Annotated in this window: 20 protein-coding genes, 1 tRNA gene and 1 pseudogene; 17 read left to right on the top strand and 5 right to left on the bottom strand. The window is 68.2% G+C overall.

Annotated elements, in window-relative coordinates; genetic code table 11:
- The first annotated feature begins 240 nt into the window (after positions 1-240).
- From SCNU_RS19090 to SCNU_RS19065, 6 genes are all read left to right on the top strand, one after another.
- A complete protein-coding gene (locus tag SCNU_RS19090; RefSeq protein ID WP_009681059.1) occupies positions 241-1,179 on the top strand; it encodes a LysR substrate-binding domain-containing protein in 939 nt (312 codons plus the stop codon).
- The gene (locus SCNU_RS19085) at positions 1,176-2,279 is read left to right on the top strand and encodes a mandelate racemase/muconate lactonizing enzyme family protein (RefSeq protein WP_009681058.1); all 1,104 of its coding nucleotides are present in this window, start codon (positions 1,176-1,178) and stop codon (positions 2,277-2,279) included. The genes SCNU_RS19090 and SCNU_RS19085 overlap by 4 nt, the downstream gene beginning before the upstream one ends.
- Before the next feature lie 56 nt (positions 2,280-2,335).
- The gene (gene catA / locus SCNU_RS19080) at positions 2,336-3,193 is read left to right on the top strand and encodes a catechol 1,2-dioxygenase (protein WP_009681057.1); all 858 of its coding nucleotides are present in this window, start codon (positions 2,336-2,338) and stop codon (positions 3,191-3,193) included.
- 5 nt (positions 3,194-3,198) lie between these two features.
- Positions 3,199-3,480, top strand: a complete 282-nt coding sequence (gene catC, locus SCNU_RS19075) for a muconolactone Delta-isomerase (RefSeq protein ID WP_009681056.1) — start codon at positions 3,199-3,201, stop codon at positions 3,478-3,480.
- 114 nt (positions 3,481-3,594) lie between these two features.
- On the top strand, positions 3,595-4,293 hold the full coding sequence (locus SCNU_RS19070) for a hypothetical protein (protein ID WP_009681055.1): 699 nt from the start codon (positions 3,595-3,597) through the stop codon (positions 4,291-4,293).
- Between the two features lie 16 nt (positions 4,294-4,309).
- Complete coding sequence (locus SCNU_RS19065; protein WP_009681054.1) at positions 4,310-4,906, top strand: putative glycolipid-binding domain-containing protein; 597 nt, start codon at positions 4,310-4,312, stop codon at positions 4,904-4,906.
- Positions 4,907-5,165: 259 nt separating this feature from the next.
- On the opposite strand, the gene SCNU_RS19060 is transcribed toward SCNU_RS19065, so the two are convergent.
- Complete coding sequence (locus SCNU_RS19060) at positions 5,166-6,119, bottom strand: prephenate dehydrogenase (protein WP_009681053.1); 954 nt, start codon at positions 6,117-6,119, stop codon at positions 5,166-5,168.
- A 69-nt stretch (positions 6,120-6,188) separates the two neighbouring features.
- Here SCNU_RS19060 and SCNU_RS19055 point away from each other — a divergent pair, with 69 nt between their 5' ends.
- The 4 genes from SCNU_RS19055 (at position 6,189) to SCNU_RS19040 (ending at position 7,784) form a co-directional block, all read left to right on the top strand.
- Positions 6,189-6,710, top strand: coding sequence for a tRNA adenosine deaminase-associated protein (locus SCNU_RS19055; protein ID WP_040518931.1), 522 nt, complete (start codon positions 6,189-6,191; stop codon positions 6,708-6,710).
- A 7-nt stretch (positions 6,711-6,717) separates the two neighbouring features.
- On the top strand, positions 6,718-7,206 hold the full coding sequence (locus SCNU_RS19050; protein ID WP_238526496.1) for a nucleoside deaminase: 489 nt from the start codon (positions 6,718-6,720) through the stop codon (positions 7,204-7,206).
- A 93-nt stretch (positions 7,207-7,299) separates the two neighbouring features.
- On the top strand, positions 7,300-7,629 hold the full coding sequence (locus SCNU_RS19045; RefSeq protein ID WP_009681050.1) for a hypothetical protein: 330 nt from the start codon (positions 7,300-7,302) through the stop codon (positions 7,627-7,629).
- Between the two features lie 67 nt (positions 7,630-7,696).
- A tRNA-Ser gene (locus SCNU_RS19040) sits at positions 7,697-7,784 on the top strand.
- Positions 7,785-7,935: 151 nt separating this feature from the next.
- Here the strand turns inward: SCNU_RS19040 and SCNU_RS19035 are convergent.
- Positions 7,936-9,009: a D-alanine--D-alanine ligase family protein gene (locus SCNU_RS19035; protein WP_009681049.1), complete on the bottom strand. Its 1,074-nt coding sequence runs from the start codon at positions 9,007-9,009 to the stop codon at positions 7,936-7,938.
- A 39-nt stretch (positions 9,010-9,048) separates the two neighbouring features.
- On the opposite strand from SCNU_RS19035, the gene SCNU_RS19030 reads away from it, so the two are divergent.
- Positions 9,049-10,365 carry a UDP-N-acetylmuramoyl-tripeptide--D-alanyl-D-alanine ligase gene (locus SCNU_RS19030; protein ID WP_009681048.1) on the top strand — a complete coding sequence of 439 codons (1,317 nt, stop codon included), beginning with the start codon at positions 9,049-9,051 and terminating at the stop codon, positions 10,363-10,365.
- 312 nt (positions 10,366-10,677) lie between these two features.
- Here SCNU_RS19030 and SCNU_RS19025 read toward each other — a convergent pair whose 3' ends face one another.
- Positions 10,678-11,127 (bottom strand): hypothetical protein, encoded by a 450-nt coding sequence (locus SCNU_RS19025; RefSeq protein ID WP_009681047.1) that lies wholly within the window; start codon positions 11,125-11,127, stop codon positions 10,678-10,680.
- Positions 11,128-11,171: 44 nt separating this feature from the next.
- Here SCNU_RS19025 and tgt point away from each other — a divergent pair, with 44 nt between their 5' ends.
- The 4 genes from tgt (at position 11,172) to SCNU_RS19005 (ending at position 16,479) form a co-directional block, all read left to right on the top strand.
- On the top strand, positions 11,172-12,422 hold the full coding sequence (gene tgt, locus SCNU_RS19020; RefSeq protein ID WP_009681046.1) for a tRNA guanosine(34) transglycosylase Tgt: 1,251 nt from the start codon (positions 11,172-11,174) through the stop codon (positions 12,420-12,422).
- Positions 12,423-12,527: 105 nt separating this feature from the next.
- Positions 12,528-13,364: an ABC transporter ATP-binding protein gene (locus tag SCNU_RS19015; RefSeq protein ID WP_083812637.1), complete on the top strand. Its 837-nt coding sequence runs from the start codon at positions 12,528-12,530 to the stop codon at positions 13,362-13,364.
- 4 nt (positions 13,365-13,368) lie between these two features.
- Positions 13,369-15,954: an ABC transporter permease gene (locus SCNU_RS19010; protein ID WP_009681044.1), complete on the top strand. Its 2,586-nt coding sequence runs from the start codon at positions 13,369-13,371 to the stop codon at positions 15,952-15,954.
- Between the two features lie 33 nt (positions 15,955-15,987).
- A complete protein-coding gene (locus tag SCNU_RS19005; RefSeq protein ID WP_050792876.1) occupies positions 15,988-16,479 on the top strand; it encodes a hypothetical protein in 492 nt (163 codons plus the stop codon).
- A 274-nt stretch (positions 16,480-16,753) separates the two neighbouring features.
- Here SCNU_RS19005 and SCNU_RS19000 read toward each other — a convergent pair whose 3' ends face one another.
- Positions 16,754-17,521: a methyltransferase domain-containing protein gene (locus SCNU_RS19000; RefSeq protein ID WP_009681042.1), complete on the bottom strand. Its 768-nt coding sequence runs from the start codon at positions 17,519-17,521 to the stop codon at positions 16,754-16,756.
- Between the two features lie 28 nt (positions 17,522-17,549).
- Between SCNU_RS19000 and SCNU_RS18995 the strand changes: the two genes are divergently transcribed.
- Entirely contained in the window at positions 17,550-18,680 is a 1,131-nt protein-coding gene (locus SCNU_RS18995) for a glycosyltransferase family 4 protein (RefSeq protein ID WP_009681041.1), read from the top strand.
- Between the two features lie 18 nt (positions 18,681-18,698).
- On the opposite strand, the gene SCNU_RS18990 is transcribed toward SCNU_RS18995, so the two are convergent.
- A complete protein-coding gene (locus SCNU_RS18990) occupies positions 18,699-19,340 on the bottom strand; it encodes a ScbR family autoregulator-binding transcription factor (protein WP_009681040.1) in 642 nt (213 codons plus the stop codon).
- Positions 19,341-20,478: 1,138 nt separating this feature from the next.
- Between SCNU_RS18990 and SCNU_RS20265 the strand changes: the two are divergent.
- Positions 20,479-20,655: pseudogene (locus SCNU_RS20265) on the top strand (3-keto-5-aminohexanoate cleavage protein); the annotation flags it as partial.

Here is a 20,655-nt window from a genome sequence, read left to right as displayed (position 1 = left end):
CTCCTGTGTGCCGGTGTCTCAAACGACCGTCCCATCACGTGTTCTGACTCACACGAGCAGAAGCCCTAGTCCTGACCCGGGTATCGATTCATAAACACACAGCATCAATGGCCGGAAAACGAGTCCTGGTCTTGTATGGATGCCCGGCTTACCGTGGATTTGTGAATGATCCGGATCACAGTCCGGGTCCCGCGTGACCGGTCCGGCCGGCGAGAGTGAACAGAGCAACGGGAGCACGACATGGAGCTACGGCACCTGCGGTACTTCGCAGCCGTCGCGGACACCTGTCATTTCGGACAGGCCGCGGCTCGGCTGCACATCGCCCAGCCTGCGCTCTCGTACGCGATTCGGCAGCTCGAATCCGAGCTCGGCGTCTCCCTGTTCGCCCGGACGACACGTCAGGTGGCGCTCACCGCAGCGGGGGAGTTCCTCAAGGGCGAGGTCGACCGGATTCTGCTGAGCATCGATGCGGCGGTCGACGGCGTGCAGCGGGTGGCCGCGGGTCGCAGCGGAGTGGTCCGCCTCGGCCTCACCGGCATCGCGGTCTTCTCACATCTGCCGCGGATCGCTCGCGCGGTCCGCAGCGAACTGCCGCACGTCGAACTGCGGGTCGTCTCCGACCTGCTGACGCCCGACCAGTGCGACCGACTGCGCGGCGGCGCGATCGATCTCGGCGTGCTCCGGCCGCCGGTGGTCGGCGAGGGCATCGAGGTGCGGACCATCGACGTCGAGCCGCTTGTGCTCGCGGTCGCCGCCGATCACCGACTGGCCGTGGAACCGGTGGTGTCGGTCGACGATCTGCGCAGCGAATCGTTCGTCATGTACGACAGCCGCGACTCCGCGGTCAACGAGGCCGCCGTCCGCACCTGCCGCGCGGCGGGCTTCGTTCCGCACCGCGCGCACGACGCGTCCGGCACCCCGGTGCTGCTGGCGCTGGTCGCAGCCGGGCTCGGCGTCGCACTGCTGCCCGCGTCGGTGCGGGCGCTGCCCCTGGAGAACGTCGTGGTGCGCGACCTCCCCGACACCGGCACCATGCAGGTCGCCCTCGCCCGACGGGCCGGCGACGACAACCCGGTGGTCGACGCCGTCGCAGCCGTCGCCGCCGCCGCTTTCGCGTCCGCCTCCGCGCGGGCCCTCGACTCCTCGATCGGAGAGACCGCCATGGGAGAACCACGATGAAGATCGTCAGCGTCGAGGCCGTTCCGTTCTCGATCCCCTACCGCAAGCCGCTGCACTTCGCCTCCGGCGAGGTGTACGCCGCCGAGCACGTCCTGGTCCGGGTGCGGACCGACGACGGGGTGGTCGGCGTCGCCGAGGCCCCGCCCCGCCCGTACACCTACGGCGAGACCCAGCGCGGGATCGTCGCCGTCATCGAAGACGTCTTCGCCGGTCAACTGCAGGGGCTCACGCTGCTGGAACGTGAACAGATCGGCGCGCGGCTCGCGCGGACGGTCGGCAATCCGACCGCCAAGTCGGCCATCGACATGGCGGTCTGGGACGCGCTCGGCAAAACCCTCGGACTGCCGGTCTCCGAGCTCCTCGGCGGTTACACCGACCGCCTGCGCGTCAGTCACATGCTCGGCTTCGACGACCCGGAGACGATGGTCGCCGAAGCACAGCGGATGCGCGACCGCCACGGCATCGCGACCTTCAAGGTCAAGGTCGGACGGCGGCCGGCCGAACTCGACATCGCCGTCGTCCGGGCTCTCCGAGATCACTTCGGCGACACCGTCGAGCTGTACATCGACGGCAACCGCGGCTGGACTCCCGCCGAATCCGCCCGGGCGATGAAGGAGATGGCCGACCTCGGTCTGCTGTTCGCCGAGGAACTCTGCCCGGCGGACGACGTTCTCGGCCGGCGCTGGCTGGTCGGCAGACTCGACATCCCGTTCATCGCCGACGAGTCGGTGCCGACGCCGGCCGACGTGACCCGCGAGATCCTCGCCGGGGCGGCGACCGCGATCAACATCAAGACCGCGCGCACGGGTTTCACCCAGTCGCGCCGCGTCCACCACCTCGGCGAAGGCCTCGGCCTGGAGATTGTGATGGGCAACCAGATCGACGGCCAGATCGGCACCGCGTGCACGTTGGCCTTCGGCGCCGCGTTCGAGGCGACCTCGCGATATGCGGGCGAACTGTCGAACTTCCTCGACATGAGTGACGACCTCCTCACCGAGCCCCTGCAGATCCGCGACGGCTGCCTGCAGCGGTCGTCGCGCGCGGGCCTCGGTATCGACATCGACGAGGACAAGCTCGAGCACTACCGCACCGACAACTGACAGACCCTCGCGCACAGCCCGCGCGAGAACCGACTGAAGTATCAAAGGAGACAGAGATGACCACCACCGAGCACAGCCCCTCAGCCGCCGCCTCCGGGGCCTCCGCCACCGAGCGGTTCCAGCAGGACAAGTCGCCGTACGCCGCCGTCGCGGACGTCAGCCCCGAGCGCGTGAACAAGCTCGCCCGGCAGGTTCTCGAAGGCGTGCACCAGACCATCCGCGACAACAACGTCACCTACGACGAGTACAACGCGCTCAAGGCGTGGCTGATCCAGGTGGGACTCGACGGTGAGTGGCCGCTGTTCCTGGATGTGTGGGTCGAGCACGTCGTCGAAGATGTGAACACCGCGCACCGCCACGGCAACAAGGGCTCGATCGAGGGTCCGTACTACGTACCGGGTGCGCCGGAGCAGGGTGCCGAGGGCAGCGTGCCGATGCGTGACGGCGAGGCGGGTGACCCGCTGGTGTGGGAGGCGCAGATCACCTCGACCGACGGCACGCCGCTGCAGGGCAAGATCGAACTGTGGCATGCCGATTCGGACGGCTACTATTCGCAGTTCGCCCCCGACATTCCCGAGTGGAACCTGCGCGGCAGCTTCTCGACCGGAGCGGACGGCAAGTTCAAGATCACCACGATCCGCCCCGCTCCCTACCAGATCCCGACCGACGGCTCCTGCGGCAAGCTGATCGCGGCGGCCGGTTGGCACGCATGGCGTCCGGCGCACCTGCACGTCAAGGTGTCGGCTCCCGGCCACGAGCTGCTCACCGCGCAGCTGTACTTCCCCGGGGACCCGCACAACGGCGACGACATCGCCGACGCCGTGAAGCCCGAGCTGATTCTGGAGCCCGAGGACGACGGCAAGGGCGGCTACACCATCGACTACGGTTTCGTCCTCGACCCGGTCCAGGGCTGACGCGCATGCTGTTCCACGTCCGGATGGACGTCCGGATCCCGAACGACCTCGATCCGAACGTGCGCGCCGAGACCGTCGCGCGGGAGAAGGCGTACTCGCAGGAGCTTCAGCGGTCGGGCAAGTGGCCCGAGATCTGGCGCATCGTCGGCGAGTACTCCAACTTCTCGATCTTCGACGTCGAGTCCAACGACGAGCTGCACGAGATCCTGTCGGGCCTCCCGCTGTTCCCGTACATGGACATCGCGGTGACGCCGTTGGCCACCCACCCGTCCGACGTCAAGGCCTGAACGCGGCGGCCGCGTGAGACCGGCCCGGATTCCCGACGGGGATCCGGGCCGTCGGCGTGCCCGGCGCCGACTCTGGCACCATCGAGACCGAGGAAGTCATCGGGAGGAGTCGTCGTGGACCGGTCATCTGAGCAGTCGCCGGGCTACCGGCCGCCGCTCGCCGCCGGGCAGTCGTACCCGCCGCTCGGCTACAGCGACCGCGGCGCTCCGATGTTCACCTACGACGACCGCGCGCGCGAACTCGCCGGACCACAGCCGGTGGTCGTGCATGAGCCGGAGCCCGCGCCGCCGATCCACCAACCGCCTCCGCCGCCCGACCGGCGGAGAAAGCTCGCGATCGGCGTCGCCGTGATCGCGGTCGGCGTGCTGTGCCTGGCACTGGCGTTCAGGCTCTTCCCCTCCGGGAACGACGACCTCGCGACGCGGGCGGATCCGCCGGCGACGCAGTCGACGAACGACCCCTACCTGCAGGGACTGCCCGATGCGCCGGAGTCGTCGATCCCGCGCGACCCGAACAGCCCGCAGCAGCCGCCGGTGCGGTCGGAGGGGGCGACGGTCGACTACGAGGTCGAGTCGGGACGCGCCACCATCCTGTATGTCGAGGACACCTCGGTGCAGATCGACCGGAGCACGGGCGGTACGTGGCGGCACACGGTGCGCGGGAGCCAGAACGCACTGCTGCGCGTCAGCGTGATCCTGGCCGACACCCAGCCCGCGTCGTGCTCGATCACCGTCGACGGCAAGGTCGTGGCGCGGCAGTCGACGCAGGACTCGCAGTCTTCAGGCATGCTCACCTGTCGTTACGAGGGATGAACGCTACCGTTAGGGCATGACATCCTTCGACGCGTCGCCCGCCGATCCCGGCGTGAAGGCGATGCTCACCTGGCGCGGAGTGGACGGCGACCGGCTGGAACAGGTGCGACTGAACCTCAGCGGGTCCCGCGTCCGCGCATACGGACGCATCGTCGCGGCGGCCACCGAGACCACCGAGGCGTACTCGGCGTCCTATGAACTGGTCACCAACGACAGCGGCGTGACCCGCAGACTGTCGGTGCGCCTGCTGCGAGCGGGCGGTGAGAGCTCGATCGACATCAGCCGGGACATGGACGGTCGCTGGATGGTCCAGACGTCGACCAGCACCGTGCGCAGCGACTTCGACGGCGCGGAGGTCATCGACCTCGAGCTCTCCCCGTTCTTCAAGGGCCTTCCCGTGCGGCGGTTCGGGATCGCCGAAGGCGTCCGCCGCGACGACATCCCGGTCGTCACGCTCCGCCTGCCCGACTGCGAGATCGACTCGGTGCCGAAGAGCTACGTCGGCCTCGCAGATGGCCGGGTCACCGTGATCGGCCCGAATGGCTCACGCGAGCTCGAGGTCGACGATGCCGGAATCGTCCGCGACTACGGCGGTATCGCGACCCTCATCTGACGGTCGGGGCTTCCTCAGGTTTGTCGAGTAAGCCGAGGAACGTAGTGACGAGGCGCATCGAGACACCCGGCACACACGAGCCTCGCTGACGACTGTCTCGGGCTGCTCGACAAGTCCGCCGAGTTCCCCAGGTGCTTGTGCCGTTGAGCGTGACCACCAGGTGGTCACGCTCAACGGCACAAGCGCTCCAGATTCGCAGTGCGGTCGAACCTCAGGTCTTGACCCCTCCAAGGTGGTCGAGACCCCGCGCGCCAGAAGCTCAGCCGATCCAGACGCGCGCCAGGTGAGCCTGCCTGCGCAGTTCCTGCTGCCAGCCGGTATCGCCGATCCGGACATCGGTGATCGGGGTCGGCGCCGCCCCGGCGATCTCCTCATACTTGCGGCGGGCCCGGTGCCCGTCGTCGACGATGGCGGCGACGTCGCCGTTGTCGCGCAGGGCGTCCCGCGCCGCGGTCAGCCGGTCGATCGTCTCGCTCAACGTGTTCAGCAGGGCGATCGAGTTCGCTTCGAGCATGGCGCGCTGCAGGTCGGGTGCGGTGCCGGCGACGCGTGTCCCGTCGCGGAAGCTGCCCGCGGCCAGCCGCAGCGCCAGATCGCTCTCGCCCGCGCCGACCGTGGCGGTCACCGCGGCGGTCAGATGCGGATTGTGCGAGATCGCGGCGGCCGCGCGATCGTGCGCGTCGTTCGCCGCGGGCACCACGTAGGAGCCCGCCGCGCGTGCCAGGCCCGCGACCGCGAGCCAGTCGTCGGCGTCGGTGTCGTCGTGTGTGGTCACCATCCACATGGCGCCGTCGAACAGCGCGGGATCGGTGGCCGCCCAACCGGACTGCGAGGTGCCCGCCATCGGATGGCCGCCGACGTACCGGGCACCGGGATGGAGACGTCCGACGAGCTCGGCGACCTGCTCCTTGACGCTCACGACATCGGTGAGCAGGCAGTCGGGCGCGGTGTCGCGGACGGCGGTGATGATCGTGTCGAGCGCTGTGAACGGCGTTGCCAGCACGACGATCGCGTCGTCGGCCGCGGCCTGCGCCAGTACCTCGGGCAGCACACTCGACGCGCGGTAGCCGTCGGTCACCGCGGCGTCGACCGTCGGGGTGGAACGGTTGTAACCGAAAGCTCGAATGCCCGAGTCCGAGAGGCGGCGCAGCAGCGACCCGCCGATCAGGCCGAGACCGAGAATGCATACGGGGCGAGACGGTGCAGCAGACACGGATCCAGCGTGGCATATCGGCGCGGATTCGACTTGGGAGAGTCCCCAAAAGCGGCTACCGTGGCGGTCATGGCGAAGCCCGGTGCGCAGAGCGAATACGACGAGGTCGAGGGATTCGCCGTGGCGGTGATCCGCGAGGAGACCGGGTGGAAGCTGACGACGCTCAAGCCGTCCGCTCTCGACAGCCTCGACGACGCCGAACTCCAACTGCGTGAACTGCGGGCCACCGGTGCGGTCTTCGGTCTGCTCGACGTCGACGACGAGTTCTTCCTCATCGTCCGTCCCGCGCCGACGGGCGCCCACGTGCTGCTGTCGGATGCGACCGCCGCGGTCGACTACGACATCGCCGCCGACGCGCTCGACGCCCTGCACATCGACATCCCGGACATCGATCCGGACGAACTCGACGACGTCGATCCGTGGGAGGAGGGCGACCTGTCGATCCTCACCGACCTCGGCCTGCCCGACGCCGTCCTGAGCATCATCGTCGGTGACACCGACCTCTACGCCGACGAGCAGATCGGGATGATCGCGGCTCGCCTCGGCTTCGCGGACGAGCTCGCCGCGGAACTCGACAAGCTCGGTCGCTGACGCCTCCATGTCTCGCCCGGATCGGGGAGAGGTGGATCGGGCCGCCGGCGCGATGATGTCCGCGGCGCTCGACGCCGCACGTGCCGCAGACCCGGCCGACGTGCCGATCGGTGCGGTCGTCTTCGGGCCGGACGGTCGGGAACTCGCGCGGGCGGCCAATCGTCGGGAGGCTGACGCCGATCCCACCGCGCACGCCGAGATCCTCGCCCTCCGAGCGGCCGCTGCCCGCCACGGCGACGGCTGGCGGTTGTCGGACTGCACCCTTGCCGTGACGGTCGAACCCTGCACGATGTGTGCGGGCGCGATCGGGCTGGCCCGGATCTCCCGGGTGGTCTTCGGTGCCTGGGAGCCGAAGACCGGCGCCGTCGGGTCCCTCTGGGACGTGCTCCGGGATCCCCGTCAGATGTACCGGCCGGAGGTGCTGGCCGGTGTCCGCGAAGACGAGTGCGCCGCGCTGGTCCGGGACTTCTTCGCGGCCCATCGGGGACAGCCCTGAACTGACCCTGATTTCCCGCTCGCGCCCTCGCGGGTCGCGGTGACCTATGGCAGATTCGAGGTGTAGGCAGCCGTCGCGGAGAAGGGGAATGAGATGTCGGATGCGTTCGAGAAGATCAACGAGGTCGTCGACTCGGTGGTGCGGAAGGTCGACGAGTTCGCCAGCAGCGAGCAGGTGACCGACGCCGTCGCGGGTGCCAAGGCGAAACTCACGGAGATCGCGAACAACGAGCACGTCGCCGGCGCCGTGGACACGGCGAAGACCACCCTCTCGGACATCGCGAACAACGAACACGTGGTCGGCGCGGTGGACACCGCCAAAGGCAAGGTGACCGAGATCGCGAACAGCGAGCAGGTCGCGAATGCGGTCGCGGCTGCGAAGTCGAAGCTCGACGAGTTCGCGGACAAGCTGTCCGGTCGCTGAATCACGACGAAATGGCCGCTGACCTGCCGATTTCACTCTGGCGACGCACTGCGGTACAGTTTTCCGCGGTGGCGTGTCCGAGCGGCCGAAGGTGCGACACTCGAAATGTCGTGTGTAGTAACCCTGCACCGGGGGTTCAAATCCCTCCGCCACCGCTGAAGGGCCCCTGACTTGCAATGCAGGTCAGGGGCCTTTTCCATATCTTCGATCAGGCTGGGGCTGACGCAAGCGTCCCCGTGACGGTCTCTCGTGGACTATTCGTCCACGGTGGCCCGTCACGGGGACGCTCGGGTCAGTATGTCCGCGTCAGTGCTCGGTCGAGAACGAACTCCGCCGCCGGTGCACCTCGAGCGCCAGCGTGACCAGTCGATCGATGAGATCCGAGTAGCCGATGCCGGTGGCCTCCCACATCTTCGGATACATCGAGGCCGGAGTGAATCCGGGGATCGTGTTGACCTCGTTCAGCAGCCAGCCGCGGCCGCCCTCCTCGTAGAAGAAGTCGACGCGGGCCAGTCCGGCGCAGCGCAGCGCGACGAAGGCGTCGGCCGCGAGTTCGCGCACGTCGGCGATCGCCTCGTCGGACAGGGGCGCGGGGATCATCAGCTCGGCCGCGCCTGTGATGTACTTGTCCTCGTAGTCGTAGAACTCGCTGCCCGGCTTCACCTCGCCGGGCAGGGAGGCGTCGGGCGCGGCGTTGCCGAGGACGGCGACCTCGATCTCCCGGCCGACCACGGCCTCCTCGATCACCACGACGTCGTCGTAGCGGAGGGCGACGTTGATCGCGGCGTCGAGCTCCTCCAGCGTCTCCGCGCGGCTCACACCCACCGACGAGCCCATGTTCGCGGGCTTCACGAACATCGGGAAGCCGAGCTGATCAGCCGCGTCCGTCAGAATCTGGCGGGGATCGTCGACGCCGTCGCGGAACGTGAGCCACTTGCACTGCGGGATCTCCGCGCGCGCGGCGACCTCCTTGGCCATCGCCTTGTCCATGCACACGGACGAGGCGAGCACGCCGCAGCCGATGTACGGCAGCTTGAACAGTTCGAGCATGCCCTGCACGGTGCCGTCCTCGCCGTGCGGTCCGTGAAGCAGGGGAAAGACGACCGTCAGGTCCTCCGGCGACCCCGCGAGTACCTGAAGGGGGTTCACCTCGGGGCCGTCGACGTCGAGGCTGTTCGGCAGCTCCGCACCCGCGGCGAGAGCCTCGGCGGCCGCGTCGTTGCGGTGCCAGGCGCCCCGCTTGTCGATGCCGACCGGGATCAGCTGGTACTTGGAACGATCCGCAGCGGCCAGCACATGGGCGGCGCTCACGCGGGAGACATCGTGCTCGGCGGACACTCCGCCGTAGAGGACGACGAGCCGGATGAGGGGGGTGCTCATGGGTGCAACCATACGTGCTTGCTTGTAGCGTGGTCTGTCGTGCGTCTCCTAGCCAGTCAGATCGCCGCCGCGACGGGCGGAACCCTTCACGGACCCGATGCGACGGTCGATTCCGCGAGCATCGACTCGCGGTCCGCGCGGCCCGGACAGTTGTTCGTGCCGATCGTCGCCGCCCGCGACGGCCACGACTTCATCCCGTCGGCGGTGCAGGCGGGCGCTCCCGTATACCTGACCGATCGCGCACCGGATCCGGCTCTCGGTGCGACCGCCGTCCAGGTCGCCGACACCGCCGAGGCGCTCGCGGATCTCGGCCGATTCGTCCGCGCGGGCCTGCCGGGCAGCGTGGTCGGCGTCACCGGCTCCGTCGGCAAGACCTCGACCAAGGATCTGCTCGCGGGCGTGCTCGGCACGACCTTCCGGACCGCGGCGAGCGAGAAGTCGTTCAACAACGAGCTCGGGCTGCCCCTGACGCTGCTCGGCGCCCCCGACGACACCGAGGCGGTCGTCCTCGAGATGGGTGCCAGGGGAGTGGGGCACATCGCCCAGCTGTGCTCCATCGCATCACCGACCGTCGGTGTGCTGACCCGGGTCGAGGCCGTGCACCTGGAGATGTTCGGCAGCCTCGACGACGTCGCGCAGGCGAAGGGCGAGCTCGTGGAGGCGCTGCCCGCCGACGGATTGGCCGTCCTCAACGCCGACCACCCGGTGGTCGCGGCGATGACCTCGCGGACCAGCGCTCGGGTGCTGACGTACGGCGTCGATCCCGGAGCCGACGTGCGCGCCACCGACATCGTGCTCGACGACGAACTCCGCGCGAGCTTCACGCTGCACAGCCCCTGGGGTACGACCGCCGTGCGTCTCGGCGCCCGGGGCGAGCACCAGGTGAGCAACGCCCTGGCCGCCGCGGCCGCGGGCGGTGGGATCGGGGTGCCGATCGAGAAGATCGCCGAGGGCCTGCTCGGCGCGAACCTGTCCGGGCTGCGGATGGAGCTCAGCACGACGGCGGCGGGCGTCACGATCATCAACGACGCCTACAACGCCAACCCGACGTCGATGGCCGCCGGACTCTCGGCGCTCGCCCGGATCGACGCGGGCCGTCGATTCGCGGTCCTCGGCACCATGGCCGAGCTCGGCGACGACAGCGCCGCCGCGCACCGCGAGGTGGCCGACCAGGCCGTGGCGCTCGGGGTGACGGTGATCGCCGTCGACGAACCGGCCTATGGCGCCGGCGTCACACACGTGTCCGGAGTCGACGGCGCCGTCGACGCGCTCGGCGACCTCCGCAGCGGCGACGCCGTCCTGGTCAAGGGCAGCCGCGTCGCCGCGCTGGAGCGTGTCGCCCAGGCCCTGGCCTGAGGGCTTCGCGCCGCGCCGGGGGTTGAGCGGGTGCCCCGTTGGCCTCTCGTCGGTTGAGCGAGCACCCCTCGTCGGTTGAGCGCGCGCCCCTCGTCGGTTGAGCGAGCGCAGCGAGTCGAAACCCAGTGAGCCGCGCTGGTGGTCGGGTTCCGGCCCGGGTGGCGGTGGTTTCGACTCGCTCCGCTCGCTCAACCGGCGGCTGGCTCCCCTCGCTCAACCGACGAGGAGGCTCCCCTCGCTCAACCGGCGGGTGGCTGCGAAGCGAGTCGAAAACCTGGTGCCCCGATATCCCGCCGCTCAACCGATAGCGCCTCAGTTCGGCATCAGCGCGAACGCCTGGCTGCCCTTTGTGCAGCGGGCGAGTTCGCCGACGGTGGTCGAGGGGCCGCAGTCCCAGCCGGAGACCGTCTGCGGGGTACCGGTCGCGATCAGCGGGCCGTACTCCTTGGCGATGTCCTTGGCGGTGTCGCAGGAGAGATCCCCCGCGACGATGTGAATCTGCAGGGCGCCGTCCGGTCCCTTGGTGGCACCGCAGGTCTTGTCGTTCGCGGTCGTCTCATCGGTCGTCTCGTCGGCGGCACTGCTCTTCGGCTTGGGTCCGCCGACCACCGGCACGCTGCGATCGGCAGGCGGGGTGGCGGCGGTGACACTCGCCTGATCGGTGCCGGATGCGGCTTCGTTCTCCGAGCCGCAAGCGGTGGCGGCCAGGGCGATCGAGCAGCCGAGGAGTGCGGTCGCGGCCAGTTTCATCGTGCGAGTCATGGGCACAACGCTAACGAATTTGAGCGCGTCCGCGCACGACTGGGATGATGGCATCCGTGACCACCAGCCACTTCACGCCTCGCGCGCGTCTCGACGGAACCGCAGGGCGCACCGGAACCATCAGCACTCCGCACGGCGAGATCCAGACCCCGGCCTTCGTGCCGGTCGGGACCAAGGCGACCGTCAAGACGGTTCTGCCCGAGTCGGTCGCGGCGCTGGGTGCACAGGCGGTCCTCGCGAACGCCTATCACCTCTACCTGCAGCCGGGACCGGAGATCGTCGACCAGGCGGGCGGCCTGGGCTCCTTCATGAACTGGCCGGGCCCCACCTATACGGACAGCGGCGGGTTCCAGGTCATGTCGCTGGGCGCCGGCTTCAAGAAAGTCATCTCGATGGACCTCGTCGGTGAGCAGGACGACGAGCGGATCGCCGAGGGCAAGGAGCGGCTCGCCAACGTCGACGACGACGGCGTCACGTTCAAGTCGCACCTCGACGGCTCGATGCATCGATTCACCCCCGAGGTGTCGATGGGGATTCAGCACCAGCTCGGTGCCGACATCATCTTCGCGTTCGACGAGCTGACCACTCTGATGAACACGCGCGGCTATCAGGAGAGTTCGCTGGAGCGGACCCGGCAGTGGGCAATCCGCTGTCTCGCCGAGCACAACCGGCTCTCGACGGAGCGTTCACACCGCCCGCAGCAGGCGCTGTGGGGTGTGGTGCAGGGCGCCCAGTACGAGGACCTGCGCCGTAAGGCGACGCGCGACCTCGTCGAACTGAGCCGGATCGATCGCGACAACGGCGGCAAGGGATTCGGCGGCTACGGCATCGGCGGCGCGCTGGAGAAGGCGAATCTCGGGACCATCGTCGGCTGGGTCACCGACGAGCTGCCCGACGACGCTCCCCGTCACCTGCTGGGGATCAGCGAGCCGGACGATGTCTTCACCGCGATCGAGAACGGTGCGGACACGTTCGACTGCGTCTCGCCGACCCGGGTGGCGCGCAACGGCGCGATCTACTCGTTCGACGGCCGGTACAACATCACGAATGCCAAGTACCGCAACGACTTCCGTCCGCTCGACGAGGAGCTCGACAACTATTCGACGCAGTACACGCGCGCCTACCTGCACCATCTGTTCAAGGCGAAGGAAGGACTCGCGTCCACTCTGGCGACGCTGCACAACCTCTCGTTCACGATCACCCTCGTCGATCGAGCCCGCAAAGCGATCGAGGACGGCAACTACTTCGAGTACCGCGACGAGTTCCTGCGCCGCTATTACGCCGGAACGCGATAGGCACCGCCGATCTCCGGCCGCCGATCCCTGAGGATTCGCTGCGTAATCGACGATTAAGGGTGGTCCCTGATGCGCGGGGCCGTCAGTTCTGACACCTTTGATCCCATGACACAAACAGCAGCGGCTGGTAAACACGCCATGGTTGCGGCCCGTGCCGACAATGTGGTGAAGACCTACGGCAGCGGAGACACCACGGTGCACGCGCTCCGCGGTGTGTCGATCGGTTTCCGCGCGGGGGAGTTCACCGCGATCATGGGTCCGTCGGGATCCGGCAAATCGACTCTGATGCACTGCCTGGCAGGTCTGGACACGGTCACGAGCGGACAGGTCTCGATCGGCGACGTCGGCCTCATCGGGCTCTCGGACAAGGAGATGACGAAGCTGCGGCGCGACCGCATCGGCTTCGTCTTCCAGGCCTTCAACCTGGTGCCGACCCTGACCGCGGAGGAGAACATCACGCTGCCGCAGGGCATTGCGGGCCGGGACGTCGACCGCGACTGGTTCGACACGGTGGTCGACCGCCTCGGCATCCGGCCGCGGTTGTCGCACCGCCCGAGCGAACTGTCGGGCGGTCAGCAGCAGCGCGTGGCGTGTGCGAGAGCGTTGGTCGGCCGGCCGGACATCATCTTCGGTGACGAGCCGACCGGCAACCTCGACTCCCGTTCGTCCGGCGAGGTGCTCGACATCCTGCGCGCGGCGACCGACGAGTTCAACCAGACCGTCGTGATCGTCACGCACGATCCGCGGGCCGCGTCGTACGCCGACCGGGTGGTCTTCCTCGCGGACGGCCGGATCGTGCAGGAACTGCAACGACCGTCGGCCGACGACGTCTTCGAGGTGATGCGCACGCTCGACGACGACGCGCCGTCACTGCCCGACCAGCCGCAGGCTGAATCGAGTGCGACCGGCGAGGACCAGCGCGGCGCCGGCGAGGTGAACTGAACCCATGGCTGCCAATGTCATGCGCAAGGTCTCGTTGAGAAGCCTTGCATCACACAAGATCAGGCTGGTCCTGACGGTCTTCTCCGTGGTTCTGGGCACCAGCTTCGTCGCGGGCGCGGTGATCTTCACCTCCACGGTGTCGAGCGCATTCAACTCGATCTTCGACGACGTCGCCAAGGGTGTCTCGGTGGAGGTCACCGCGGCGGGCCAGGATTCGCCGGGCGTGCCGGTCGCCATCGTCGACGGTCTGAAGAAGAACGAGCAGCAGCTCGGCATCGAGCGGCTCGCCGCCCTGAACTCCGGTTCGGTGACCCTCGCCGACTCCTCGGGCCGGGCGGTCCAGACCGGCGGTGCACCGAGTATGGGCCTGACCTACCTCCCGCCGGATCAGGCCGTCGGTCAGGACGTGACATTCACGCAGGGCCGCGCGCCCGCCAAGTCCGGTGAGATCGCGATCAACGCGGGCGCGGCGGACAAGGGTTCGCTGACGGTCGGCAGCAAGACCAAGGTGGTCGTCGGTGCCGGACTGGCCGCGCCGATGGAGGTGACGGTCGTCGGCATCAACGACACCGAGTCGTCCACCGGCGGCTACGTCGGCGTGCTGTTCGACCAGGCCACCGCGGCCAAGCTGTTCTCCGACGGTCATTATGTGAGCACTGTCGATCTGGCCGCGCGTCCGGGCGTCTCCGACGAGCAGCTGCGCGACGCCGTGCACGCGCAGATCGCCGATGCCGTCGCGAAGTCGGGTAAGTCCGTCGACGTCGACGAGCTCTACAAGGTCCGGACCGGCGACCAGGTGCGCGAGGACCAGAAGCAGAGCATTCAGCAGTTCCTGACGATCTTCCGGGCGATCCTGCTCGCGTTCGCGGCGATCGGTCTGCTGGTCGGCACCTTCATCATCTACAACACGTTCTCGATGATCGTCGCGCAGCGGAACCGCGAGCTCGCGCTGCTGCGGGCGATCGGCGCCAGCCGCGAGAACGTCTCGCGATCGGTCCTTCTCGAGGCGCTCATCGTCGGCGTCATCGGCGGGGTGATCGGTCTCGGGCTCGGTGTCGCGATCGCGGCGGGCATGCTGGCCTTCACCAAGTCGCAGGGACTCCCGTCCAACGGCGTCGATGTCGGTATCGCGGCGATCCTGTCCGCGATCTTCGTCGGCGTGGTCGTGACGCTGCTCAGCGCCTGGATTCCGGCACGTCGGGCTTCGCGGATCCCGCCCGTCGAGGCGATGCGCGAGAGCACGGTGGAACCGGGCGCGGGTTCACTGCGCGTGCGCACCCTGGCCGCCGCGATCTTCGGCGTCCTCGGGGTGGCCGCGCTTGTGGTCGGCGGCCTGGGCGAGGGTGCCGGTGCGGCGACGATCGTCGGCGTCGGCGCATTGCTCGCGGTGATCGCGGTGGTGCTCGGTGCCCCGGCCATCTCGCAGCCGGTGGTCGGCGTGTTCGGCGCGATCTTCCAGAAGCCGTTCGGCACCGTCGGCAAGCTGGCCCGGACCAACGCCGTCCGCAACCCGCGGCGCAGCGCCGCGACGGCGTTCGCGCTCACTCTCGGGCTGATGCTGGTAGTCGTGATCGGCACGCTGGGATGGTCGTTCAAGGGCACCGTGAACTCGTCGGTCGATAAGGGACTCAAGGCCGACTTCGTGGTGACGGGCACCAACAACATGCCGCTGCCGCTGTCGGTGGTCGACGCGGTCAAGGAGGCTCCGGGAGCCGACAAGGTGGTCGCGCAGGCGTACGGCCAGGCCAAGCTGGACGGCAAGGACACGTACGTGACCTCCCCGTACGGCGGCGCGATCGGCGACGTCGCCTCGATCACGGTGACACAGGGCAGCCTCGATCTGCCCGACGACGGCCTGCTGATCAGCGACGCCGAGTCCCGCGACCACGGCTGGAAGCTGGGGGACCAGGTGACCTTCACCAGTGCCACCGGCGACGAGGTCGTGACCAAGGTGACCGGCATCTTCGAGCGCAACGAGGCGATCACCTCGGTGATGGTCGGCTGGGGTTCGTACGAGCAGCTGATGCCCGCGGTGACCAAGCGGATCGCCGGCCCGGTCCTCGTCGTCGCGAAACCGGGGGTGAAGGCCGGCGACCTGCGCACTCAGCTCGAGAGCGCGACAGCCGAGTACCTCACGGCGCAGGTGCAGGACCGTGACCAGTTCAAGAGCTCGATCTCCTCGCAGATCGACCAGATGATGGCGACGCTGTACGCGTTGCTGGCGCTGTCGCTGGTGATCGCGGTGCTCGGCATCGTGAACACCCTGGCGCTGTCGGTGGTGGAGCGGCGGCAGGAGATCGGCATGCTGAGGGCGGTCGGCATGGCCCGTGCTCAGGTGCGCCGGACCATCTACCTGGAGTCGACGTATATCGCGGTCTTCGGCGCCCTCCTGGGCACGGTCCTCGGTCTGGCGATCGGCATCCCGCTCGTCCGGACCCTGGCCTATTGGGGCCTGGAGGGGGTGGTGATCCCCTGGGGCCTGATCGGCGGAACGCTGGTCGGCGCCGCGGTGGTCGGTGTGATCGCGGCCCTGTGGCCTGCGGTGACGGCGGCGCGGACGCGTCCACTCGAGGCGATCACCTCCGAATGAGGGTGGCGATCGTCCCGGTATACGGTGATCGGCATGAGTAGCGAATCGCCGTCGGGTCGCGGCCGCACCGTCCTGCTGTCGCTGGTGGTGATCGTCGCGGTGATCATTCTGGCCGCGGTCGGATTCATGGTGTTCCGGTCGGGGCCGGCTGACACCGCGGCCCCTGGCTCCACGTCGACGCCGAGCGCGGCGACGACGACGTCGGACACCGAGACGTCGTCGCCCGCTCCGACCACTCCGACCCGCACGACGACCACCGTTCCGCCGGGGTCGGTGACCTATCAGCTCACCGGCGACGGCGACGTGGTGGCGCTCGCCTACCGCGATTCGGGTGGCCGCGTGGTGATCGCGGCGACCGGCACGCCGTGGTCGTCGCAGACGACGGTCTCCGATCGAGACGTGGAGATGACCGCGATCGTCGTCCGCGGACCGGTGACCTGCACCATCCTGCAGGGTGATCAGCTGGTGTCGTCGAGCACGGCCCACGGGGGCCCGCTGCGGTGTGCGGGGCGCCTGCCTCACTGAGCGCGCTGCTGACAGGACCTCACGAGCCGGTCCGGACACGACATGTCCGGACCGGCTCTGCCGTTGTGCACAGCCTTGTGCATCGAACAAATATTCGAGTAGTGTGACTGAAGTGGTGCAGTGTGCCCAGTTTGGCGACTGTTAACAGTTCGGGATAAGTTATCAACAGTTATCCACAGCCATCATCCACAGTGTGTATGAATTACACACATGTAATTTCCACAGTGTGGATGGATTCACCGGTCGTTTGCAGGCGCTGAAATATGCCCTGACCTCAGTTTTTCTGAAGCACCAGTACCAGGTTGGTCGCGGCGACCTCGCGGATGCCGGGGATGTGCACAACTGACCATGCGAACCTGGGGACATAGCGTGGAATCGCCGCCACGAGGGTCGCCTCGCCTGTGGATTGCGCCCAGCGGAGACCCGCGGCGGCGGTGATCGGAAACAGGGAGACGCCGTACAGATTCTTCGGCGGATGGCCGTGTCTGCGGGTGTAGCGGCGTGCGGCGCGATGTCCGCCGAGATAGTGCGTCAGCCCCATCTCGTGGCCGCCGAACGGGCCCCACCACAGGGTGTAGCTGAGGATGACGGTCCCGCCGGGGCGGGTCACTCGGACCATCTCGTCGGCCATCTCCCACGGCGTCGGGGTGTGCTCGGCGACGTTCGACGAGTAGCAGACGTCGACGCTGCCGGTCCGGAACGGCAGATGCTCACCCTGCGCCCGCACCGCCGTGCGCTGGTCGATGCCCGCCGCGCTCATCTCGCCGGCATCCGGCTCCACCGACAGATAGCGGGCGCCGCGGTCGGCGAACGCGTCGGCGAAGAATCCGGGTCCGCCGCCGACGTCGAGGACCGTTGCGCCCGACAGCGGTTCGGGATGCAGGTCGGCGACCATCATCGCGGTGTCCTCCGCGAGCGCGGAGTAGAACCGTGCGGGGACCGACTGCTCATAGCGGAACGCGTCCAGCAGCCGGATCGATCGACGGAGAGTGGCGTGCCGGGCGAAGTGATCGGCAGCGGCTGGGATCCGGGAACGCGGCATGCAGTCAGGTTCGCATACGCTGGACGGAATGAGCGTTCCGACCGATGTCCTGCTGCTGTGCTGGCGTGACACCGGCCATCCGCAAGGCGGCGGCAGTGAGCGTTACCTCGAACGGGTGGGTGCCGAGTTCGCGGCGCGCGGGTCGCGGGTCACGCTGCTCACCGCGCGCTATCCCGGATCGGCGCGCATGCAGATGCGGGACGGTGTCCGGATCGTTCGCGGTGGAGGCCGACTCACGGTGTATCCGCGGGCGCTGGCGACCATCCTCGCGGCCCGCTGGGGCCGGGGTCGGCTGGCGGGCTACCGGCCGGACGTCGTCGTCGACACGCAGAACGGCGTCCCGTTCTTCGCGCGGCTCGTCACCGACGCTCCGACCGTCGTGCTTGTGCATCACTGCCATCGGGAGCAGTGGCCGGTGGCCGGGCCGGTGCTCGCCCGGGTGGGCTGGCGCATCGAGTCGAGGATCGCGCCGTGGGTGCACCGGAGGAACAGCTATGTGACCGTCTCCGAGCCGTCGGCCGTCGAACTCGCGAACCTCGGCGTCGACCGCGACCGGATCACCGTGGTCCGCGGCGGTATCGACCCGGTCCCTGCCGGCATCTCGGCGCCTGCCGACGGGGCGGAGCTGCGCCTCATCGCAGTCTCGCGACTGGTCCCGCACAAGCAGATCGAGGATGCGCTGGCGGCGGTCGCGAGCCTGGCCGGATCCGGGGCCGACGTCCACCTCGACGTCGTGGGTGACGGCTGGTGGGCCGATCGGCTCCGCGCCGAGGCCTCGTCGCTGGGAGTGGTCGATCGGGTGACGTTCCATGGTCACGTCAGCGATCGACGCAAGCACGAGCTGCTGGCCGGTGCCGACGTGCACCTGATGCCGTCGCAGAAGGAGGGGTGGGGTCTCGCCGTCATCGAGGCCGCGCAGCACGGGGTGCCGACTGTCGGCTACCGCAGTTCCGCGGGGTTGGTCGATTCGATCGTCGACGGCGTCACGGGTGTACTGGTGGACGATGCGGCGGAACTGGCCGCGGCGACCGCCGCGCTCGGCGCCGATCCCGAGCGCCGCCGCGCATTCGGCACCGCCGCCCGCGAACGGTCGGAGGGGTTCTCCTGGTCGGGCACTGCGGACGGATTCGCGCGGGTCTTCGACCGGGTGGTCGGCTGAGCCGACGCGCTACCGAGCTCAGGTGCGCTCCGGAGTCCACCGGGCGCCGAGCAGGTCAGGATGAGCGGCGACGCGGTCGTCGGGCATCAGGGCGATCACCAGGAAGTCGGCGAGGCGGTCGATGCGCGCGGGGAGGTCGTCGTGCCCGGACACGGCGTGGGACAGGACGTGCGCGCCGACGAACGACTCGGTGACGAATACCGCCGCGTCGTCGGGGTCGATGCCGGGCTTCACATCGCCCTCGTCGATGCCCTTGGCGACGAAGTACTTGATCGCTTCGATCCAGGCCAGATACACCGGGATCGGGGCCTCGCCGGAGTGGAGTTCGATGATCAGGCGGATGCCCGCGCGGACCACGGGGTCGTCGACGAGCAGTCGGCCCATCTCGCGGCACAGCATCGCGATCTGCCGCATGGCATAGGTGTCGAGCTGGGCGATCGCGGCGACGGCTTCCATCGACACCGTCTGGAACTCGTCCACGACGATGCTCGCGAGGTCGTCCTTCGACTGGAAGTGGAAGTAGATCGCGCCGCGCGTCAGTCCGCTCTCGCCGACGATGTCGTTGAGTCGCGCGCGCTCGTAGCCGACACGGCTGAAGAGATTCGCGGCGCCGATGACGATCTGGCGGCGTGTCTCAACCGCTCTCGCCTGCTGGACCATCGCCGACCCCCATGCATGAAAATACGCTCTGATGTGCTGTTATTCGGCACATATCGTAACCGAGAAGACTTGCAGGTTATTACTTGAGAGTATACGGTTACATACCGGTGAACCGGTTTTACCGGACAGTGGTGACTGAAGCTTCGACATCGGCTGGGACACGGAGGAATTCCGCCGACTGGCCGAGGGGTGCTTCAGAGTCGAGTCCGACGCCGACGGTCCGCCGACGCCAGTGCGCGACCCCCGCGCCGATCTGATCGCGAGGGTGGCGCACTGGCGTTTGTCGTTCCGCGCGAGGACCGTCCCAGCCCGGAGTCCGAAGGCTGATCGAGTGGCCGAGGCGTCTTCCAGGTTGATCGAGTAGCCCAGGGCCCCAGGTTGATCGAGTAGCCTCGGCGCGCAAGCGCCGCGGCGTATCGAGATCCGCACGCCGTCTCGATACGCTCGCTCACTTCGGTTCTCCTGAGCCCCGTCGAAGGGTTCGCGGGCTATTCGACCACCCTGCAGGCGCACCCGCTCCCCAACAGCCGGAGCGGTAACGGGACAAGAATCTGGACGAGGGCGACGCCGCTACAGGACAACACCGTCCTCCGCGTCCCCGTCATCACCTCTCGTGGACATATGGTCCACGAGCAGTCCTCACGGGGACGCGCACGTCACTATCGCCGATCACGACGCCCTCGGACGCGACGATTCCCAATCGACAACCCGGCAGCCGCGACCCCGGAAACACTGGACCTTGCTTGCAGATCCCGCGCGGCGTCTCGGCACTCTCGTCACCGCGTTGCTCGACGCTCCTGAGGGCGCGATCCTGCATGATCGTCCCGATCTGGCAAGTTTTCAGTCCCGTCAAGTTAAGTCTGGGACCTTCGGCGCTCATAGCATGAGTCGCATCACATCAAGTGATCGTATGTGGTCCTTACACTCTCGGTTACGTATCGCCCATTGGTAGCTGAGACGTCGATGAGGACCCCTACCAGTGCTGCGCCGGTGATACTTACTGGCAGTGATGCTACTATTAAATGCCAGCATCTGCGGTACGCGCACGCGGTCGAGGGGAGCGCAGTCGCGACGCGGTGCCGATGCCCATGACCATAGGACTCACGGTAACCCAGTCGTCGCGGTCCTCGTATACTCTCCGGATGAGATGGAGGAGCACATCCAGAAGGCGGTGGACTGCTATGAGGCCGGGGCGACGGTGCTGCACATTCACGTGCGTGAGCTCGACGGCAAGGGCTCGAAGCGGTTGTCGAAGTTCAATGAGCTCCTCGCGGGTCTGCGGGAGGCGGTGCCGGACATGATTCTGCAGGTCGGC

This window comes from Gordonia neofelifaecis NRRL B-59395 (assembly GCF_000192435.1).
Taxonomy (GTDB): domain Bacteria; phylum Actinomycetota; class Actinomycetes; order Mycobacteriales; family Mycobacteriaceae; genus Gordonia; species Gordonia neofelifaecis.
Note: the sequence above shows the minus strand (reverse complement) of the source record. Positions and strands in the feature narration are given on the sequence as shown.

What these genes read in the sequence shown, in the direction of transcription:
- SCNU_RS19090 (WP_009681059.1), top strand. Translation starts at nt 241, where the DNA reads ATGGAGCTACGGCACCTGCGGTACTTCGCAGCCGTCGCGGACACCTGT.
- SCNU_RS19085 (WP_009681058.1), top strand. Translation starts at nt 1,176, where the DNA reads ATGAAGATCGTCAGCGTCGAGGCCGTTCCGTTCTCGATCCCCTACCGC.
- catA (WP_009681057.1), top strand. Translation starts at nt 2,336, where the DNA reads ATGACCACCACCGAGCACAGCCCCTCAGCCGCCGCCTCCGGGGCCTCC.
- catC (WP_009681056.1), top strand. Translation starts at nt 3,199, where the DNA reads ATGCTGTTCCACGTCCGGATGGACGTCCGGATCCCGAACGACCTCGAT.
- SCNU_RS19065 (WP_009681054.1), top strand. Translation starts at nt 4,310, where the DNA reads ATGACATCCTTCGACGCGTCGCCCGCCGATCCCGGCGTGAAGGCGATG.
- SCNU_RS19055 (WP_040518931.1), top strand. Translation starts at nt 6,189, where the DNA reads ATGGCGAAGCCCGGTGCGCAGAGCGAATACGACGAGGTCGAGGGATTC.
- SCNU_RS19050 (WP_238526496.1), top strand. Translation starts at nt 6,718, where the DNA reads ATGTCTCGCCCGGATCGGGGAGAGGTGGATCGGGCCGCCGGCGCGATG.
- SCNU_RS19045 (WP_009681050.1), top strand. Translation starts at nt 7,300, where the DNA reads ATGTCGGATGCGTTCGAGAAGATCAACGAGGTCGTCGACTCGGTGGTG.
- SCNU_RS19035 (WP_009681049.1), bottom strand. Translation starts at nt 9,009, where the DNA reads ATGAGCACCCCCCTCATCCGGCTCGTCGTCCTCTACGGCGGAGTGTCC.
- SCNU_RS19025 (WP_009681047.1), bottom strand. Translation starts at nt 11,127, where the DNA reads ATGACTCGCACGATGAAACTGGCCGCGACCGCACTCCTCGGCTGCTCG.
- tgt (WP_009681046.1), top strand. Translation starts at nt 11,172, where the DNA reads ATGATGGCATCCGTGACCACCAGCCACTTCACGCCTCGCGCGCGTCTC.
- SCNU_RS19015 (WP_083812637.1), top strand. Translation starts at nt 12,528, where the DNA reads ATGACACAAACAGCAGCGGCTGGTAAACACGCCATGGTTGCGGCCCGT.
- SCNU_RS19010 (WP_009681044.1), top strand. Translation starts at nt 13,369, where the DNA reads ATGGCTGCCAATGTCATGCGCAAGGTCTCGTTGAGAAGCCTTGCATCA.
- SCNU_RS19005 (WP_050792876.1), top strand. Translation starts at nt 15,988, where the DNA reads ATGAGTAGCGAATCGCCGTCGGGTCGCGGCCGCACCGTCCTGCTGTCG.
- SCNU_RS19000 (WP_009681042.1), bottom strand. Translation starts at nt 17,521, where the DNA reads ATGCCGCGTTCCCGGATCCCAGCCGCTGCCGATCACTTCGCCCGGCAC.
- SCNU_RS18995 (WP_009681041.1), top strand. Translation starts at nt 17,550, where the DNA reads ATGAGCGTTCCGACCGATGTCCTGCTGCTGTGCTGGCGTGACACCGGC.
- SCNU_RS18990 (WP_009681040.1), bottom strand. Translation starts at nt 19,340, where the DNA reads ATGGTCCAGCAGGCGAGAGCGGTTGAGACACGCCGCCAGATCGTCATC.